The following is a 14,637-nucleotide window of genomic DNA, read 5'->3' as shown; positions in this document are numbered from 1 at the left end:
GGAGCATCAGGCCTGTGTCCCGCGGCAGCGCCAATTCCGAATATTTGAGGTTCGGAATTGGCCCTGCCGCTCATGGCTGGGGATTTTTCAAACGGCGGTTTTGGGGAGATTACGTCCGGCGATTACAATTGCCGCCGCAGAAAACCCTCGCTTCCGCTGCGCGAGATTTTCGGCAGCGCGGCGAACTACCCGCTTACGATCATTCGGGTCGGCGAAAATCGGGGAGCTCAAACCGCTCTTTCGCTACAGTCAGGTCGGATAAACGAGACGCGGGACAAAACAAAGGCCAGCGCCTCAAGACCGGACTGACAATCGGAGGCAGTAAGCGCTGTCTACCAAGGCGGGCAGATGGCAACACGACATGTGGTGCGCCTGATTCCCTGGCATTTGCATTTCCCTGAAGCAGATACCCCGGCCGTCTGTTGGCTTCCGTTAGCAATGGCGAAGCCTGCAGTGTACTCTTGAAAGACTTCAATTGGAGTCCGCATAGGAAGCACATGCCTGCAGATAACATCAAAGGCGTCCCAGGCAGCACGGAAGCCGTGCTTGTGAAAGCGCGCATACGGGAGGCGGCGACGCGGGAAATTTTGGAGGTCATCAGCCGGTCGCGCGACGACGAGGGTCCGGTTTTCAATGTCATTCTCGAAACGGCGGCGCGGCTATGCAAAGCCCCATTTGCCTGCCTGTTCCGCGTCAACCCGGAGCGGACGCATCTGACTATTCCAGCCCACTTTGGAACCCGCCCGCAGTTCGTCGATCTCATCAACAGCGATCCTTTGCCGATGGATCCATCGCAGTCGCAAACAGCTAAAGCCGTTTTCGAGAAGCGGTCTTTGCAGGTTCCAGATTTCAGCGACGATCCGATCTACCGCTCCGGCCAGCCGCAGCGCGTATACGCTGTTGAGGTCGAAGGCGCCCGGAACGTGCTGACAGTTCCTCTCATCATCGGCGACGAGGCCATCGGTGTGATCTTCCTGTACCGCCGTGAAGTCGGCTTCTTCGCGGAAGACGATGTACGGCTTGTAGAGACCTTTGCCGCCCAGGCTGCCATTGCCATCGAAAATGTCCGCCAGTTCAAAGCGCTGGAGGCGCGGACACGGGAGGTTCAGGCCCTGAACGCTGGTCTGGAGGCGCGGGTGCAGGAACAGGTGCGGGAGATCGAACGCATGAGCAGGCTCAAGCGTTTTCTGCCGGCGGCTGTCGCCGATACGGTGATCTTGTCCGGTTCGGAACAGCTGCTGTCCAGCCACCGGGCCCTTCTGGGTGTGGTATTCTGCGACATCCGCGGATTTACAGCCTTCTGCGAAACGGCCGAACCGGAAGAAACAATCGAGGTTCTGCAGAATTATCACAAGGAAATGGGCAAGCTGATCAATACACATAGGGCTGGTGTTGATCACCGGATGGGGGACGGCATCATGGTGCTGTTCAACGATCCACTTCCTTGTGAGGCACCGGCGGCCGAGGCTGTACGGCTGGCCATCGCCATGCGCGAACGCATGAAGGCACTTTGCAAAGAGTGGAAGCGTTTGGGGTATAGGCTAGGGTTTGGGGTCGGTGTCTCGCTTGGCTATGCCACAGTCGGCATGGTCGGATTCGAAGGCCGCTTCGAATACACGGCGTCGGGTACTGCAATAAACCTTGCCGCCCGTCTCTGCGATGAGGCCAAAGACGGCGAAATCCTGATCAGCCCACGGGCCGGGATTGCTGTGGAAGGCGACTTTCAGGTCGAAACCAGAGGTGAATTGAAACTGAAAGGTATGCGCGAGCCAATAGAAGTTTTCAGACTGGCATGTGCTTAGAGCCAAGTCCCTAGCAGAACGTCGGCAGTGTTAAATCTCATGGTGCGGCCTTTTCTAACAGACCAGTACTGCCCCCTTTCCCATGAGCTCGCTTCCGCTCCCCTTTATCCCACTGACTAGCAGATTGAGGCCAACATTGCGGCTGTGATGATTGTCAATCGCGACTCGGAGGCAGTGACGGCTTGCAATTGATATGTCGGAGGGGATGGGAATGGCATCGGTGAATCTCTGGTTTGTCCTCGGCGGTGACGGACTGTGCCATCGCCATTGCCTCCTTTGCCATTTGCAAGAATGTCTGGGCCATGGGTCTTCCTTTCAATTGATCGTGGTCAGAAAGTGGGGGGCGCCGTTTCTGGATGGGTCACAAAGAGCCATCTTCATCATGCACTTCGTCTCCCGTTAACGGCGGGGAAAAGGTGCAAATGATGCGCGCTCGATCCGTAATCCGGATGCGGTGCCGGTCGTGGTTGTTCATGGCGTACACCGTTCCAGGCCGGATTTGGTGCATGATGCCGGTGTCCAGCTCTTCCACCGTGCCGCCGCCCTCCAGGCAATAGCAGGCCTCCAGGTGGTTCTTCTGCCAAAGGGTCATTTCGAACCCGGCTTCAAGGATGCTGTCGGTCAGGGTCACGCCCATGCCATCCTCGGCGTGTAAGAGGCGCATGGAATGCCATTTGTCGCCGTGGGCCTCGCCCTTGGTGCCAAGCACATCCTCAAGGGTTTTAACGATCATTGCCCTGTCTCACACGTCGACTTCGCGGATCAGCGTATCGAGGTAATCGCGGGTCGCCTGATCCCAGTCGCCGGGGTTTTCGCCATGAGCAATCCGGGCGTGATGCCCCATCAATTGCCAGACTTCGTCCTTGGTTTCCGCGGTGACGCTGGCGGGGCAGGCTTCCATGCCCTCGCAGTCACGACAGGCGTAAGAAAAGGCTTTTGTCATTGTATGTCCTCCTTGGGGTTATTCGGGAAAGCCGTCGTAGTTGCGCATGTCCTCGTTGAACTTCACCCAGTGAAGACGTTCTTTCAGAAAGACATTTGACTCGGGCGTAATTGCATTCGGATCGTCAAGCGACGCGATGGTAATCGCCACATCGTTCCAGCCTTCACCGCGGAATGTGAGGGGAGAGCCGCAAGTCCGGCAAAACCCTCGCCAAATGCCTGGGGAGGACTCATATTCGCTGATCTTTCCCTTGGTCACTGAGAAGTTGCTCGGATCGGACCCGAACCAGGGGACATAGGCGCCGCCAGTTGCGCGGCGGCAGTCGCTGCAATGACATATCCCGGAGTATGTGTGCTGCCCTGCCATCTTGTAACGGACCGCACCGCACCGGCATCCGCCTTCGTGAATAATTTCGGTCCCCGCCATTGCGCGTCTCCCATTCAGAAATTCTTGCACGAGCCCGCAGGCCCATGACCAATCTTTCTTTTAATACATTGACGAAAACAGAGGAAAATGCGACTCAGGAATTTATCAATAATGTTAGGTAAGCTAACAATGAATTGGCGATCCTTGCCCTCGCTCAACGCGCTCAGAGCATTTTCGGCGCTGGCCGAAACCGGCTCCTACACCAGGGCCGGCGAAACGCTGAGCGTCACCCACGCTGCCGTTATGCAGCAGACAAGGGCGCTCGAAGCCTATTTTGGTGTTCGGCTTGCAACCCGGTCAGGCCGCGGCGTTGCGCTTACTGATGAGGGGCGGAAGCTGGCCCGCGATCTTGCGGCAGGGTTTCATCAGATCGGAGACGGAGTGGAGGCGCTGATCAATCTTCAACAGGCACGCCCGCTGCATGTCACGATGTCCCCGGTCTTTGCGGTCAAGTGGCTGATGCCCCGGTTGGGTGAATTCCAAGCCAGCCACCCTGACGTCACTTTGCTGCTGAATCCCAGCGGAAAAATTGTTGATCTTGAAAGGGAAGGCATGGATGTGGCTATCCGCTACAGCCGCTGCGAGGACCTGCCGCAGGATGCCGACATCCTATTGGTTCTCGACCTCGTGGTTGTCGGCACCCCGGACCTTGTTGGCAGCGCGGAAATAACCAATCCCGCCGACCTTGTGCATCTGCCCTGGCTTATGGAACTTGGCACGCGCGAGGTTCCTGACTGGTTCGACCGGCACGGCGTCAAACTGGACCGTCCCCTGATGATTTCACAAATGCCCGGCAATCTGATTATGGATGCGGTCAAGAGAAGTGACGGGATTACCTATACCGCCCGGCAATGGGTTCAGAATGAAATCCGGTCAGGCGAACTAGTCGAGTTGTTTCCCGAAGAACAAGCCGGCGCTTTCCATATCCACACCCGTCCCCGAGATGAACGCCGCGCGGTCCGGCAGTTTTCGAACTGGCTGCGAAGTCAATCAAGTCCAATCTGAATTGCGGCCCCTAAGCCAGCCACCGAACGCGGTCAGTCGAGGGTCCCGGAATGATCCTTCCGGCACTGCGAGGTGTATTCCGCGATCCAGGGTGACCTGTGTCTCCGAAAGGCAGACGAGCGAGCCATTGACAAGCTCGTTGCGGATCGAGTCGAGTCCACATTGGCCTTTGCTACCGAGATAGATGGTACATCTCGACCATTCGCTCCCTGGTGGGCTCAATCGTTCGCCGGTCAAAGATCAGTCCGATTGACTTGCACCTGCTGATCCAGTTTTCAGGAACCGAGCAGGTTACGCCAAGTAACACTATTCGCAGGATCCTATTCAACGAATGTCTGCTCACGTGTCCCGACATCTTTCGTTTTGCAGCCGCAGCAAACGTCCGCTGCTCGCACGACCTTCTGATGTTTTCGCCAATGCAGCAAGGATCGCGCGCCTGCGGCGAAAGGCAGGTAAGTCCGGCTTAGCGGTCGCTCCTGCGGGCGGTTTTTGGACTCTTGGCTGCGAAAGTCAGCGAAGGGCTGCAACGAGCCCATTTTACCGAGCGAGCAGTTGCTGCATTCCGCAGCCGCAGCGAATTCCTGCGAGAAAGCCCGGCCCATACCAGACACTCGATATGGGTCCCTGATGCTGCAGTGCAGCCCGTCGAACCAGCCGTTCGCTTCAAGCGCAAATTTCCCGGTAGCTCGAACTCACACAAAGCCGGACGAAACAGACTTTCGCTGCGTTAGCTTTCAAAGACTGCTTAGGAGTTTCATGCGGCCGACGTCCGCAGGAATGGAACTCTATCAAATATTGGGGTGGTGAGACTTGTAAGAATTGAAATCTCGCCTCTGCGCGCCGCAACCAAAACTTTCAGGCCCGGCTGGATTAGGTTTGATTGATGGCTTTTTAACTAAACTCAGGTTGGCGGCCACCATCTGGCAATCAACAGTTAACGCGGCAATGCGATAATCCATTGTATTTATTTTCAGGCGCCGGGTCCCACCATGAAACTGAAGCGAGCGGCGCGGATTGCGGCAGGCCTTGCCTGCCTTGGTGCCGCGTTTATGATTTTTGCACCACACGCAACGAATTACATTTCACGGGCTGCAGTGGTCAACGCCCCCATCATTTCCGTCAAAAGCCCCTTTGACGGCGCTCTGATGTCCGACGCGCTCACGCCCGCAACGCCGGTGCTGCCAGCCACAGCAATTGTTGAACTTCAGGCGTCGCGCTCCAGTCGGACCGAGCTTGCGCGGCTGGAAGCCAGGATTGGCATCCTGGCCCGGGAGGAAGTTTCGATCAGCACTGAAATTACCGCCCTTACCCAGCTGGACCAGCAACTTCTGGTAAGGATGGAACAAGTGCAAACGCTTGCCCGGCAAATGCTGGAGGCGCAGCTGAGCGGTTTGCGCGGGGAGCTTGCGGCAGCCCGCGAACGCCAGGACCGGCTGACCCGTGATGCTCAAAGATTTGAGCGGCTGTCTGCCAATGGGTCTGTGCCACAGACGCAGGCTGAGACAGCGGCGTCGCTTGCGGCGGAGGCAAACGGCGAGGTGATCCGGCTGGCCGCGGCGGTGGAGGAAACGGTGCGGAGCATGGCCGGGATCAAGGACGGCATCCTGCCGGGGCTGGGCACCGAGGACGGCAGTTATGCCCGGCAGCGCCGGGACGAGGTCGCGATCCGGCTCGCAGACCTCAAGGGCCGCAAAGCCCGGGCCACCGCACAGCGCGCCGGTCTTCTGCAGGAGGCGGAGGCGCTGCGCAAGGAAGTGGAACGGTTTGACCGGTTTGCCCCGCAATTGCCCACCGGCGCCGTGGTCTGGTCCGCAACCCCTGCCAAGGGCGCGGTGATCGCGGCGGGGGACGAAGTTCTGCAGCTGCTCGATTGCTCGCGCAGGTTCGTCGAGGTGTTCGTGCATGAAACCGCGTTTGAGGCCATCCGCCCCGGCGATACAGCGCGGGTGCGGCTGCGCGGCTCTGACCAGTCTTTCCACGCCACCGTCGAGGCGCTGCGGGGCGCCGGCAGCCAGCGGGCCACCGGGCTGCTCGCCGCCGAACCCGAGAACCTCACCGAAGGCAGCCTGTCGGTGATGCTGCGCCTTGCCCCGGCGGATGTGGCGAAGGCGGGCGTGGCGCAAAATTTCTGCGATGTCGGGCGCACAGCCGAAGTGCGCTTTGACCGCGGATTGGGCAATATGCTGACGGTCGCGGGCCTCTGGTTCGAGGAGCTGCTGCGCGGCACCGCGCCGCCACTCGCCGGTGCGTTTTCACCCGAGGGGGGTGGCCCTCCGGATGCAGGCTGAGTCCCTTGTCCCCCTGCTGCTGATCACCGCGGCGATCCTGCTGTTCGGCAACCGGTGGCAGAACAACTGCTGGGCCGACCGGCTGGTGGTGGCAGGGCTGGCCGTGGTGATCCTGCGCTATCTGGAGTGGCGGTTGTTCGAAACGGTGCTGCCGGCCGGTGTTTTCAGCGTCACCGGCCTGTTTGTCTGGTCGGTCTTCATCATCGAGATGCTGGCTTGGCTCGATACTGCCGTGCTGTATGCCTATATGCTGCGCCGGACCAACCGCACGCCGGAAGCGGACATCCACGAGGCGCGGCTGCGCGCCATGCCTGCGGCGGATCTGCCCGAGGTCGACGTTTTCATTGCCACCTACAACGAGCCCGCTGAGGTGCTGGAAAAGACAATTGTCGGCGCGGTGGAGCTGGACTGGCCGCAGGCAAAGCTCAATGTCTGGGTGCTGGATGACGGACGGCGCGGCTGGCTGCAGCGCATGAGCGAACGGCTGGGGGCCGGCTATCTGACCCGGGCCGACAATGCCCACGCCAAAGCCGGCAATATCAATGCTGCGGTTGCGTGCACCTCCGCCCCTTTCTTCCTTGTTCTTGATGCGGATTTCATTCCGCAGCGGAAGTTCCTCTACCGGACCATGGGTTTTTTCGAGGACCCGAAAATCGGGGTCGTGCAGATCCCTCATAACTTCTTCAACCCCGATCCGATGCAGGCTTCGCTGAACATGAGCAAGGTCATGCCCGACGACCAGCGGTTCTTTTTCGAGGCGATCATGCCCGGACGCGACGGGTATGACTGCGCCTTTTGCTGCGGATCTAACGGCATCGTGCGGCGCAGCGCGCTGGAGGAGATCGGCAACAAGCTGCCCTCCGGCTCGATCACCGAAGACATGCTCCTGACGCTTGCCCTCAAACGGAAAGGCTACGTGACCCGTTATCTGGATGAGCGTCTGGCGTTCGGCCTGGCCCCGGAGAACATCAACGCTTTCTTCATTCAGCGGGCACGGTGGGCGCGAGGTGCCATCCAGATCATGTTCCTTCGCGAAGGCCCGTTTGGCGGACCTGGCCTGAAATGGCATGAACGCCTTTTTTTCCTGCCGTTTCACTGGATTACCCAGTCATTCGGCCAGACCATTGCAATGGTGACCCCGGCCATATTCCTGCTCACGGGAGTGCCGCCGCTGGTCAATGCGTCTGCGGACACGGTGATGTCTTACCAGCTGCCTGCAATTGTTGCGGCCATTGCCGCTGTCCGGCATTTCGCGCCGGGAAAATACCACCCGCTGGCAACGATGGCGCACGGCGTTCTGCAAGCTTTCCGGTTGCTGCCCGTGGTGGTCGCCACGCTGCTGAAACCGCACGGTCATGCGTTCAAGGTCACCCCCAAAGGCGGCGAAGGGACAGAAATACAAGACACCGCAACAGTTGCCATCTGCCTTCTGCTTTGCGGCCTGATGACTGCCGGCCTGGCCATAAACTCCAGCTACAACCTTCAGATCATCGCTTCGAGCCACCTGATGCCAGTCGTTGCCTTCTGGTCGGCGGTCAACATGGTCGTGCTGCTGCTGGTGGCAAAAATCGCCATCACGCCGCAGCTTCTGCGAAGTGAAGTTCGGTTCGACATGAATGAACCTGTGGTCTTGCGAACGGAAGGCGGCGGGCAGGCTTCTGGCAAATGCCATGACATGTCGCTGAACGGTATACAGGTAGAGGTGCATGCAGGCCGCTCTTGCCTGCCTGAGGCTGGCGGCTGGATCGGTGTGGATGTCGCAAAGGTCGGCGTAGTGCCGGCACAGCTTCGCCGTGTCTTCAAAGGGGAAGATGGCAGCCTTCGCGCCGGGCTGGCCTTTGCCTTGCCCGCTGCGGAGGAACTGGCAGAGCACTGGGAAGAAACGAGCCCGGACCGCACTGCGGAGGCGGAGGACGCCGCGCAGCTGCGGTGGCGCTTGATCCGCAAGCTGTTTACCAGGGACCGGGTGCGCAAGTTCGATGGTCAGGACGACTGGAGGATAGGGGTCAGCATGCTGAAAAGCATTGTGGCCTCAGAACAGGCCGACTCTTCGGATAAAAATACCTGTCAGGATGCCGCCCGACCAGTCGTGCCCGTTTGGCTGTATGAACTTCAGTCGCAGACTGAAACAGCACTGGATGACGAGTGGTGTGCGGTGCTGCGAGCGCGCGCAGAGGCCACGAATGACAGTTCCGCTGCTTAAATGAGTTCTCTTACAGGCCTGTTTGCATGACTTTGGTTGAACGCTGTGAAAGGTGAGCAAAGAACAAAAATTCGCTACAGTGCAGCAATACCGTAAGAGTGGGCTCGGAGCCGCCTTCCGCGCCGCAGCCAACCCAACACTTTTTTGGTCAAACGGCAGCGACATAGACGGCCCTTTCCTGCCGTTCGGCTCCATTTCTTGCTGCCGCGGTGCGGTCCGCCGAATCTGCCATTAGCTGCATGCTCAAAACCAGGGGTCAGTCGAGCTTATGCTGTGCGGGAAAGAGACGCCCTTCGCTCTTGCAACTATTTCTGCCACAGAAAGCTCCCGCGCCCGCAGTGCGAGATTGTTGGTAGCGCGGTAAATTTAGCTTCAAGTGTCATGCCGGGCTCCTGGCTTGTCCATGACTGCATGCGATATGTGCTGTGGGTGTTGGCAGCAATTCAACGGCAGGATATTGAAACAGCTGAATTAATGTCACACTAGGAATGTGCGATATGGCACCACAGAACGCCGACAACAAAAAGTACCTTGAAAGCCGTTCTCTTGGTGTCGCCATGTGGGGCAATCTGTTCATGGCCGCAGCAGGGATGCTGGCCGGTGTTTTGTCGAACTCCAACGCGATCATGATGGACGGTCTGTTTTCCTTGATCGGATTTGGCTCGGCGCTACTCGGGCGGAGGATCAGTCGCCGGATTGATGCAGGCCCCGACAAGGCGCGACCCTTCGGTTACGCTGCGGACGAGGCGATCTTTTCGACTTTCCGTTCGCTTTCTCTTCTTGGGTTGGTCCTTTTCGCCATCACCAATGCTATCAAGAGCATCTACAACTATCTCAGTGGCATGACACCCGAGCCGCTGAACTTTGCGCCAATGATCGTCTATTTTTCCGGGATCGGGCTTACCTGCGCAATTCTGTGGGGCTTCCATCATTTTACTTGGCACCGAACAGGGAAGAGTAGTTCAATCTTACGGCTTGAGGCAAAGGCCGCGATGTTTGATGGGCTGATCACGGCTGCTGCAGGTGCAGGTCTGGGCGCCATCTACTTGTTTCGGGATGGTCCGCTGGCATCGGTCGCACCGGTAGGTGATTCAGTGATCGTCCTGCTGCTTTGCCTGCTGGCGATCGGTTCCTATGTTCGGGATTTTCGCGGTGGACTGGGCGAACTGGCCGGCGCCAGCGCTAGCCCTGAGAGTGTCGCTGCAGCCCGGCGAAGCCTGCGCTCTGCAATCGCCGAGGATGGCGGCGCGCTGCAGGACATGTCGGTCACCAAACTTGGGCGTACTTTCTTGGTGACGGTCTATTACAATCCCGGCCGCCCGGTCTCGGCGGCAGAAATCGACGGTCTGAATTTGCGAATGATCCACGATGCGCGCAAGGCGCTGACCGGGGCGGATGTGTTGCTGGTGATTACCGAACATCCCAGGCGCTGGCCCGAAGCGCTGAACCCATTTTGAATGGTGCGGTTCCGGTATATTGGCCTCACAGCTAACCTCGTTGCAACGCAACATCTGCGCAATGGCGGTAAAATCCACCGGAAAAACGGCCCATTCCTGACCTTGGTAACAGCATCCTGATGCTGCGGTGTAGCCCGCCGTTTCTGCCGTTCGCCGCGACCGCGAGGTCCTGGAGCCGGTGTACTCGCACAGTGCGGGACTTTCCGGACTTTTGCTGCAGGCGCAGCCAAGACGATCCTGCCCGTTTGCTTTGAACAGAAATGCGGACATCGCAACGAGTGGCCGCAGAACTAAAAGCGGCCGTTAGGCGGACTGACCTGAGTGGTGGTTTTAACGCATTTGACAAGCTGCAATCAAACCAACTGAGTTGATTGGCTGCGTACCCTCTGCGATGCTGAAGGTGTTCAACAATTCTTTGGGACTTTTTGAAATGTCACTTCAAATACGCGCGTCTGTATGCGCGTTAACTCTGGCTTTGGCGTCTTCGCCCGCCCTGTCGCAGGACGGCGCACCCACCCTTTTCACCAATGTGAACGTCTTTGACGGCGTCAATGAAACGCTGATCGAAAACGCCAATGTGGTGGTGACGGGTAACCTGATTACCGAGATTTCCACTGAACCGCTTGCTGTGGCCGGCGGGCATGTCATCGATGGCGGCGGGCGCACCATGATCCCTGGCCTTATCGACGCGCACTGGCATACCTCCTATTGCTGCGCCGCGCAAAGCACAGTGGTCACTGGCGATATTCTGGAAGTGGCCATCCGCGGCGCACTCGGGTCCGAGGCAACCCTGATGCGCGGCTTCACAACCGTGCGCGACGTAGGCGGCAACCCATTTGCCACGAAAAAGATGATCGACGCGGGCGAAATTCCCGGTCCTCGAATTTTACCATCCGGGCCGCCGATTGGCCAAACCGGCGGGCATTTCGACTACCGCCCCTACCAAGCAGTGCCAACGAACCCGGCAGATTCCCAATGGTACTGGTACAGTGTCGGCCTGATGGCGATGGCCGATGGCGTGGATGAGGTCGTCAAGCGCACCCGGGAAGTCATGCGGATGGGCGCCTCGCAGATCAAGATCTCGGGCGGGGGCGGTGTTTCCTCGGTCTATGACCCGCTGGATGTGCGCCAGTACACAATGGAAGAGCTGGAAGCCTTCGTTGAAGTGGCGGACACATACAACACTTATGTCGCTTCGCACATCTTCACTGACGAGGCTGCTCAGCTGGCCATCAAGGCCGGTGTGAAATCCATCGAACACGGTTTCCTGATGAGCGAAGAAACCCTTCAGATGATGAAGGAGCACGATGTTTGGCTCAGCATTCAGCCGCTGCTGGACGACGAAGACGGATTTTCCTTTGACGATCCGGGCAGCCAGCAGAAATGGATCACCGTGACCGATGGCACGGACACGATTTACACCAAAGCCAAGGAAGCCGGCGTGAAGATCGCTTTCGGCACCGACATCCTGTTTGATCCTGCTCTGGCAGAGCGGCAGGGGGCCTTCCTGGCGAAATTGCAACGCTGGTTTACGCCCTATGAAGTGATGAAAATGGCCACCTCGGTCAACGCAGAGCTGCTGGAGCTTTCCGGCCCCCGGCACCCCTATCATGCCGGCGCGCTTGGGGTGATTGAAAAGGGTGCTTATGCGGACCTGATCCTGGTCGACGGCAACCCGCTGGAAGACATCAACCTGGTTGCTGATCCACACGAAAACTTTGACCTGATCATGAAGGACGGCAAGATTTTCAAGAATAGCATGGAGTAACAGGCCGTTCTATCTCTCCACGGACCAATTAACATCTGACGCTAATGCGGCCCTTCCTTGCCAACTACGTGAAGGGCCGCATTAGCGTCAGGAACGTGTAGCACAGATGTCCGCAGGAGGCTCCCAAGCAGCATGCTGCTTTAGCGAAGAGCTCCAAAATAAGTAACGGCAAGGCGCCGCCACTCCACCAGCCCCAGCGAACAGGACAGAGCGCGGATCAAACGCCGTGTTGATCTTCTTCTTGAGCGCCGGAAGGCAGCTTCCGGCATGGGGCATCTCAGCCGGGAGCACCGGGAGCGGCTCTCTGTATTTCGGGATGGCGTCAGGCTGGTTGCGATCGCTACCGAACACCAGGCTGATGAACTGGCGGCTGAACTGCATGGGGAAATGCCTTGGATGGCTCCGGCGACGGAAGCCGTGTGGCATGCGATGCGCCGGTCCGTACGCGATGGGTGGCCGGGCCTGCGTCTGCCGCCCATTCTGCTGGATGGGCCGCCCGGTATCGGCAAGAGCCACTGGGCGCGGCGCCTCGGGCAGATGCTCACAGTCCCAACGGCCGTTGTTGAAGGCGCTAAACGGCATCTTTCGTCCATCGCGGTCCAAGCTGTTACCGAAGCTATTGACCGCACTTGCCAATATGGGATGCGCATCGACCTCCGGATTGCATCCCGGCTGCTCCAGCGTGCTGAAGACCTGGAACGTCGACCTGTCTGGCATTGACCGTTGAAACTTTGGCATGGTGCGGAAAAAGAACGTTGAAGAAGTCTCGGGTTCGTTCGTTTGGGTCGAAGGGCTCAATTCGCAGGCCGCGAAATTTGGAAAATCCTACAAGGCACGCCTGGTTGTCGCCTTAAATCTGGCTGAACGAGGTAGCGCTATTTATTGCATTGCCGCCGTTCGTGCATTCTGCAGCAGTTCTGAAGACTGAAGAACCGCACAACGGGAGAAGCCGGCTTTTGCTCCTGCGGCTACTGCTGACGCTGAAAAGCCTCGCGACCGCAGCGCGAAACTTTCGGCCGCGCGGCGATTTTCCGAGACAGCGGCCCTTCACCTGGTGGGGATTGGACCAGCAGTGAGCCGGACAAACCCGCCTTTTGCTCACGCCGCTATTGCTGATGCAGAAATCCCTCGCTCTCGCAGCGCGAGATTTTCTGTGGCGCGGCGAACTTCCCGTTTGCAGTCGTTCGGACCCGAGGAAATCGGCGAAAGGTTTTTCGCGCTGTATGCTATTATCTAGTTGAGGCGGCAGGACGTGAAGTTGATTCTGAGAATCGTTATAGGAACTGTGCCATGAGACCCAAAGCAAGTTTCCCGGAACTCCCCACAAGTAAGTATTGGAGACAGCCCCTAGTTCTGTCGGTCCTGTTCATGGCTGCCATGCCAATCAAATTGTCTGCGGAAGTGGATGCCGAAGCAGACCGGATTTTGCGGGATATGTCGAACTACATGGCAGGTTTGGAAACCTTCAAGGTTGACGCAGACGCATCGACGGATGTCATCTTTCAAGATGGGCGAAAAATCCAGCTGACTGGCTATGGAACTGCCTTGGTCGACCGGGATGGAGGTCTGCGATTTGAGCGCCAAAGCGCTGTGGGCAAATCGGTCCTGACCTATAACGGGACGGTCTTGTCCCTGTTTAATGAAGCGTTGAATTCTTGGGCGGAATTTCCCGTTGAAGGAGGAATTGATGAAGCGATTGACGAGCTTCGAACTGTCCTCAGCGCCGAAGTCATAGGCGGTGCGGACCTCCTCTATTCCGACCCCTATCCAGGTTTGATGCTGGAAGTGGAATCTGGAGAATATCTAGGCGAAACAATTGTCGGAGGGGAGCGGGCACATCATCTTTCATTTCGGGCCGCCGAGGTGGATTGGCAGCTTTGGATTGCGGCGGGTGAAGATCCCGTGCCAGTCAAATATGTTATCACCAGCAAGTGGCTGACGGGCGCGCCCCAATTCATGGTGCAATTCTCCGGATTTGATAGCGGCATTTCCATTGCTCCCGATACGTTCGATTTTGAAGCGCCGGAAGGATCCCCAAGGATAGATGTGACCAATCCTGATATCTCAAGACTTTTTGTTGTGGAGTAGGCTTATGCGATGGTTCATGCAAACGAACAAACTGCTGGGTTGTGCAGCATTGGTTCTCGGGCTGATTGTTGAACCGGACACAGAACAGTGGCTATCGGGGGAAGGTATTGTGAAGCAAGCTGAGGCGCGGGTCGGACGACCGGGGACACCACGCAGTTATGCTGGAGTCGCCCGCCGGACAACACGCCGTGTGGTGCGCCGTACGACAATCTATGTTGCGAGTCTCCCGCCGAATTGCTCCCAGGTATCGGTCAATGGGGACGCCTTGTACCTTTGTGGCGGCACATATTACCAGTCAGTCGGCGGGCAGTATGTTGTTGTAACTGTCGAATAACCCCTTTCATAATAAGGTTATTTGCTAACAGCCCCTGCTTGAGTGCCCTGAAGTTAGAACAGCCTTCTCTCTGAAGTGGCAACTTGCCGGAATCGCTAGTGCCTCTGCTTCCCTAGCAAAATGCCTTCAAACTACTTCGCGTGCCCTACACCATGCAAAATACGGAAATGGTAGGTGGATTTGTGTCCCGTTCGCGACGCGCTAGACAAAATCACCTGTTCAAGGAAAGCCCATTCCTCGTTCAGCATAAGATCGCGGCAAAGCCGGCCACCGTCGCAGAAACCTGAATAAACCACGCCAGAAGGCCAATGTGATCCCCCTTT

14 protein-coding genes are annotated in these 14,637 nt (G+C 57.9%); 10 read left to right on the top strand and 4 right to left on the bottom strand.

The annotated features are described in order from the left end of the window. Positions 1-497: 497 nt before the first annotated feature. Positions 498-1,802, top strand: coding sequence for an adenylate/guanylate cyclase domain-containing protein (locus tag AB1A62_RS20110; RefSeq protein ID WP_366663246.1), 1,305 nt, complete (start codon positions 498-500; stop codon positions 1,800-1,802). Positions 1,803-2,163: 361 nt separating this feature from the next. On the opposite strand, the gene AB1A62_RS20105 is transcribed toward AB1A62_RS20110, so the two are convergent. Genes AB1A62_RS20105 through AB1A62_RS20095 form a run of 3 tightly spaced genes read right to left on the bottom strand, consistent with a single transcriptional unit; the run spans position 2,164 to position 3,171 of the window. Next, positions 2,164-2,535 carry an ectoine synthase gene (locus tag AB1A62_RS20105; protein WP_366663245.1) on the bottom strand — a complete coding sequence of 124 codons (372 nt, stop codon included), beginning with the start codon at positions 2,533-2,535 and terminating at the stop codon, positions 2,164-2,166. A gap of 9 nt (positions 2,536-2,544) precedes the next feature. Beyond that, complete coding sequence (locus AB1A62_RS20100) at positions 2,545-2,745, bottom strand: DUF1059 domain-containing protein (protein WP_170743357.1); 201 nt, start codon at positions 2,743-2,745, stop codon at positions 2,545-2,547. Positions 2,746-2,763: 18 nt separating this feature from the next. Then, positions 2,764-3,171 (bottom strand): GFA family protein, encoded by a 408-nt coding sequence (locus tag AB1A62_RS20095; protein WP_366663244.1) that lies wholly within the window; start codon positions 3,169-3,171, stop codon positions 2,764-2,766. A 129-nt stretch (positions 3,172-3,300) separates the two neighbouring features. Between AB1A62_RS20095 and AB1A62_RS20090 the strand changes: the two genes are divergently transcribed. Beyond that, on the top strand, positions 3,301-4,176 hold the full coding sequence (locus tag AB1A62_RS20090; protein WP_366663243.1) for a LysR substrate-binding domain-containing protein: 876 nt from the start codon (positions 3,301-3,303) through the stop codon (positions 4,174-4,176). Positions 4,177-4,964: 788 nt separating this feature from the next. Here AB1A62_RS20090 and AB1A62_RS20085 read toward each other — a convergent pair. Beyond that, on the bottom strand, positions 4,965-5,135 hold the full coding sequence (locus AB1A62_RS20085; protein WP_366663242.1) for a hypothetical protein: 171 nt from the start codon (positions 5,133-5,135) through the stop codon (positions 4,965-4,967). A 90-nt stretch (positions 5,136-5,225) separates the two neighbouring features. On the opposite strand from AB1A62_RS20085, the gene AB1A62_RS20080 reads away from it, so the two are divergent. From AB1A62_RS20080 to AB1A62_RS20045, 8 genes are all read left to right on the top strand, one after another. Then, a complete protein-coding gene (locus AB1A62_RS20080; RefSeq protein ID WP_366663241.1) occupies positions 5,226-6,464 on the top strand; it encodes an HlyD family efflux transporter periplasmic adaptor subunit in 1,239 nt (412 codons plus the stop codon). 103 nt (positions 6,465-6,567) lie between these two features. After that, a complete protein-coding gene (locus AB1A62_RS20075) occupies positions 6,568-8,667 on the top strand; it encodes a glycosyltransferase family 2 protein (protein ID WP_366663240.1) in 2,100 nt (699 codons plus the stop codon). Between the two features lie 497 nt (positions 8,668-9,164). Beyond that, positions 9,165-10,124, top strand: a complete 960-nt coding sequence (locus AB1A62_RS20070; protein ID WP_366663239.1) for a cation transporter — start codon at positions 9,165-9,167, stop codon at positions 10,122-10,124. Positions 10,125-10,515: 391 nt separating this feature from the next. Next, positions 10,516-11,892: an amidohydrolase family protein gene (locus AB1A62_RS20065; RefSeq protein ID WP_366663238.1), complete on the top strand. Its 1,377-nt coding sequence runs from the start codon at positions 10,516-10,518 to the stop codon at positions 11,890-11,892. Between the two features lie 267 nt (positions 11,893-12,159). Then, on the top strand, positions 12,160-12,612 hold the full coding sequence (locus tag AB1A62_RS20060) for a hypothetical protein (RefSeq protein WP_366663237.1): 453 nt from the start codon (positions 12,160-12,162) through the stop codon (positions 12,610-12,612). Between the two features lie 16 nt (positions 12,613-12,628). After that, positions 12,629-12,820, top strand: coding sequence for a hypothetical protein (locus AB1A62_RS20055; protein WP_366663236.1), 192 nt, complete (start codon positions 12,629-12,631; stop codon positions 12,818-12,820). Positions 12,821-13,182: 362 nt separating this feature from the next. Then, positions 13,183-13,980: a DUF2092 domain-containing protein gene (locus AB1A62_RS20050; RefSeq protein WP_366663235.1), complete on the top strand. Its 798-nt coding sequence runs from the start codon at positions 13,183-13,185 to the stop codon at positions 13,978-13,980. Positions 13,981-13,984: 4 nt separating this feature from the next. Further along, positions 13,985-14,314 carry a DUF6515 family protein gene (locus tag AB1A62_RS20045; protein WP_366663234.1) on the top strand — a complete coding sequence of 110 codons (330 nt, stop codon included), beginning with the start codon at positions 13,985-13,987 and terminating at the stop codon, positions 14,312-14,314. Positions 14,315-14,637 lie beyond the last annotated feature (323 nt).

This window comes from Leisingera sp. JC11 (assembly GCF_040704725.1).
GTDB lineage: Bacteria > Pseudomonadota > Alphaproteobacteria > Rhodobacterales > Rhodobacteraceae > Leisingera.
Note: the sequence above shows the minus strand (reverse complement) of the source record. Positions and strands in the feature narration are given on the sequence as shown.

Bases quoted from the DNA above. Each gene is read 5' to 3' on its own strand.
- AB1A62_RS20110 (WP_366663246.1), top strand. From the start codon at position 498: ATGCCTGCAGATAACATCAAAGGCGTCCCAGGCAGCACGGAAGCCGTG.
- AB1A62_RS20105 (WP_366663245.1), bottom strand. From the start codon at position 2,535: ATGATCGTTAAAACCCTTGAGGATGTGCTTGGCACCAAGGGCGAGGCC.
- AB1A62_RS20100 (WP_170743357.1), bottom strand. From the start codon at position 2,745: ATGACAAAAGCCTTTTCTTACGCCTGTCGTGACTGCGAGGGCATGGAA.
- AB1A62_RS20095 (WP_366663244.1), bottom strand. From the start codon at position 3,171: ATGGCGGGGACCGAAATTATTCACGAAGGCGGATGCCGGTGCGGTGCG.
- AB1A62_RS20090 (WP_366663243.1), top strand. From the start codon at position 3,301: ATGAATTGGCGATCCTTGCCCTCGCTCAACGCGCTCAGAGCATTTTCG.
- AB1A62_RS20085 (WP_366663242.1), bottom strand. From the start codon at position 5,135: ATGGATTATCGCATTGCCGCGTTAACTGTTGATTGCCAGATGGTGGCC.
- AB1A62_RS20080 (WP_366663241.1), top strand. From the start codon at position 5,226: ATGATTTTTGCACCACACGCAACGAATTACATTTCACGGGCTGCAGTG.
- AB1A62_RS20070 (WP_366663239.1), top strand. From the start codon at position 9,165: ATGGCACCACAGAACGCCGACAACAAAAAGTACCTTGAAAGCCGTTCT.
- AB1A62_RS20065 (WP_366663238.1), top strand. From the start codon at position 10,516: ATGCTGAAGGTGTTCAACAATTCTTTGGGACTTTTTGAAATGTCACTT.
- AB1A62_RS20060 (WP_366663237.1), top strand. From the start codon at position 12,160: ATGGGGCATCTCAGCCGGGAGCACCGGGAGCGGCTCTCTGTATTTCGG.
- AB1A62_RS20055 (WP_366663236.1), top strand. From the start codon at position 12,629: ATGGTGCGGAAAAAGAACGTTGAAGAAGTCTCGGGTTCGTTCGTTTGG.
- AB1A62_RS20050 (WP_366663235.1), top strand. From the start codon at position 13,183: ATGAGACCCAAAGCAAGTTTCCCGGAACTCCCCACAAGTAAGTATTGG.
- AB1A62_RS20045 (WP_366663234.1), top strand. From the start codon at position 13,985: ATGCGATGGTTCATGCAAACGAACAAACTGCTGGGTTGTGCAGCATTG.